The organism is Kitasatospora sp. NPDC059722 (assembly GCF_042733235.1).
Classification (GTDB): domain Bacteria; phylum Actinomycetota; class Actinomycetes; order Streptomycetales; family Streptomycetaceae; genus Kitasatospora.
The window spans coordinates 1-2,537 of sequence record NZ_JBHWGD010000053.1; the positions used below are offsets into that span (position 1 = coordinate 1).

At 75.5% G+C, this 2,537-nt stretch carries 3 protein-coding genes; 1 reads left to right on the forward strand and 2 read right to left on the reverse strand.

The window, feature by feature from the left end; translation table 11 throughout:
• Positions 1-250: 250 nt before the first annotated feature.
• Positions 251-928, reverse strand: coding sequence for a peptide-methionine (S)-S-oxide reductase MsrA (msrA, locus tag ACFV4F_RS28605; RefSeq protein WP_380497198.1), 678 nt, complete (start codon positions 926-928; stop codon positions 251-253).
• Between the two features lie 103 nt (positions 929-1,031).
• Here msrA and ACFV4F_RS28610 point away from each other — a divergent pair, with 103 nt between their 5' ends.
• Positions 1,032-2,186 (forward strand): cystathionine gamma-synthase, encoded by a 1,155-nt coding sequence (locus ACFV4F_RS28610; protein WP_380497199.1) that lies wholly within the window; start codon positions 1,032-1,034, stop codon positions 2,184-2,186.
• Between the two features lie 41 nt (positions 2,187-2,227).
• Here the strand turns inward: ACFV4F_RS28610 and ACFV4F_RS28615 are convergent, their stop codons facing one another.
• Positions 2,228-2,416 carry a hypothetical protein gene (locus ACFV4F_RS28615; RefSeq protein WP_380506691.1) on the reverse strand — a complete coding sequence of 63 codons (189 nt, stop codon included), beginning with the start codon at positions 2,414-2,416 and terminating at the stop codon, positions 2,228-2,230.
• Positions 2,417-2,537: the final 121 nt, after the last annotated feature.

Below are 2,537 nucleotides of genomic sequence, written 5' to 3' on the forward strand. Positions count from 1 at the left end.
CGCGGCCACCGGGCACACGGACGCCGGACGGGCCCGGTTGCGCCAGGCCCTCGCGCTCACCCAGGCCGCCGGGGCCACCGCGCTGGCGGGCCGCGGGGGCACCCTGCGGCTGGCCCCCCGCGCCCGCCCCCGCGGGCGGGCCCGCCCCCCGCAGTGGTGGCCGGGCCGTCCCTGCTGGCCATTCCAGTCTGCGCCCGGGCCGGGGCCCGGTCACCTCGGGTGGCCGGGCCCCGGGACCGTCGCCGGGCCGTCAGCCCTCGGTGCGGGCCACACCGATCGGGCAGGAGGCGCCGGTGCCGCCGAGGCCGCAGTAGCCGTTGGGGTTCTTGGCGTCGGAGAGGTACTGCTGGTGGTACGGCTCGGCCGGGTAGAACGGGCCGGCCGGGGCGATCTCGGTGGTGACCGGGCCGAGGCCGAGCGCCGTCAGGGCCGGCTGGAAGGCGTCCCTGGTGGCCGTCGCGGCGGCGGCCTGGGCGGGGGAGTGGGTGTAGACGGCGGAGCGGTACTGGGTGCCGACGTCGTTGCCCTGGCGGTTGCCCTGGGTCGGGTCGTGCGCCTCCCAGAAGGTCTTCAGCAGCCGCTCGTAGGAGACCACCGCCGGGTCGAACACCACCCGGACCGCCTCGGTGTGCCCGGTCAGCCCGCTGCACACCTCGTCGTACGTCGGGTTCGGCGTGTGGCCGCCCTGGTAGCCGACCAGCGTCGTCCAGACGCCGGGCACCCGCCAGAACGTGCGCTCGGCGCCCCAGAAGCAGCCCAGCCCGAAGTCGGCGACCTCCAGGCCCTCCGGGTACGGGCCGGCCAGCGGGTTCCCGAGGACGGTGTGCGGCTCGCGCAGGGCGAAGGCCGGCGACTCCCGGCCGGGCAGGGCCTGGGCGGCCGGGACGAGCGAGGTCTTGTGGCGGTTGAACAGCACGGCCTGCTCCATCGGGGTAGGGAGGGTTGCGCAGGGTTCAACGCGGGGAGGCGCCGCCCCATTCCGTCCCGCCATTCCGGCGGGCGCCCGGGCGAACGGCCACTACGCTCGACCTATGACCGAGCACCAGCTTCCCCAGGGCTTCGAGACCCTCGCCATCCACGCGGGTCAGGAGGCAGACCCCCAGACCGGGGCCGTCGTCACGCCGATCTACCAGGTGTCCACCTACAAGCAGGACGGGGTGGGCGGCCTGCGGGGCGGTTACGAGTACAGCCGCAGCGCCAACCCGACCCGCACGGCGCTGGAGGAGTGCCTCGCGGCGCTGGAGGGCGGCGCCCGCGGCCTCGCCTTCGCCTCCGGCCTCGCCGCCGAGGACACCCTCCTGCGCACCATCCTCAAGCCGGGCGACCACATCGTGATCCCCAACGACGCCTACGGCGGCACCTTCCGGCTGTTCGCCAAGGTGCTGACCCGCTGGGGCGTCGAGTTCTCCGTCGCCAACACCCAGGACCTGGCCACCGTCCGCGCCGCGCTGCGGCCCAACACCCGCGCGGTCTGGGTGGAGACCCCGTCCAACCCGCTGCTGGGCATCACCGACCTGGCCGCGCTCGCCGAGATCGCGCACGGCCACGGCGCGCTGCTGGTGGTCGACAACACCTTCGCCAGCCCGTACCTGCAGCAGCCGATCTCGCTCGGCGCGGACGCGGTCGTGCACTCCACCACCAAGTACATGGGCGGCCACTCGGACGTCGTCGGCGGTGCGCTGGTGCTGGCCGACGCGGCCCTCGGCGAGGAGGTGGCCTACCACCAGAACGCGATGGGCGCCGTCTCCGGGCCGTTCGACGCCTGGCTGGTGCTGCGCGGCATCAAGACGCTGGGCGTCCGGATGGACCGCCACAGCGCCAACGCCGAGCGGGTCGCCGAGCTGCTGGCGAGCCACCCCAAGGTCAGCGAGGTGCTGTACCCGGGCCTGCCCGAGCACCCCGGCCACGACATCGCGGCCAAGCAGATGAAGGCCTTCGGCGGCATGGTGTCGTTCCGGGTCGCGGGCGGCGAGGAGGCGGCGGTCGAGGTCTGCAACCGGGCGCGGCTGTTCACCCTCGGCGAGTCGCTCGGCGGCGTGGAGTCGCTGATCGAGCACCCGGGCCGGATGACCCACGCCTCCGCGGCCGGCTCGCCGCTGGAGGTCCCGGCCGACCTGGTCCGGGTGTCCGTCGGCATCGAGTCGATCGACGACCTGCTGGCCGACCTCAAGCAGGCGCTCGGCTAAGGGCGCTCACTCGCCGGCCAAGGCGCCCGAGGGCGTCGCCGCTACGGCTGGTGGCCGTGCCGGTCCGCGGTGTAGGACTCCATCGCGAGGTTGAAGCGGGCCAGCAGCGCGCAGAACGCGTGCTGTTCCTCCGGGTGCCAGCCGGCCACCAGGCGGCGGGTCAACTCGGCTCTGCCGTCGCGGACTTCGCACAGCCGGTGGGCACCGAGCGGGGTCAGCGCGAGGCGCACGGCGCGACGGGGGGGGGGGGGGGGGGGCCCGCCCCCCCCCCCCCCCCCCCCCCCCCGGGCGCCCCGGCGGGGCACCGGGGGGGTGTGCACTCCCGGCGCGGCCGCCCGAGGCGTGAAGTTG

Bases quoted from the DNA above. Each gene is read 5' to 3' on its own strand.
- msrA (WP_380497198.1), bottom strand. From the start codon at position 928: ATGGAGCAGGCCGTGCTGTTCAACCGCCACAAGACCTCGCTCGTCCCG.
- ACFV4F_RS28610 (WP_380497199.1), top strand. From the start codon at position 1,032: ATGACCGAGCACCAGCTTCCCCAGGGCTTCGAGACCCTCGCCATCCAC.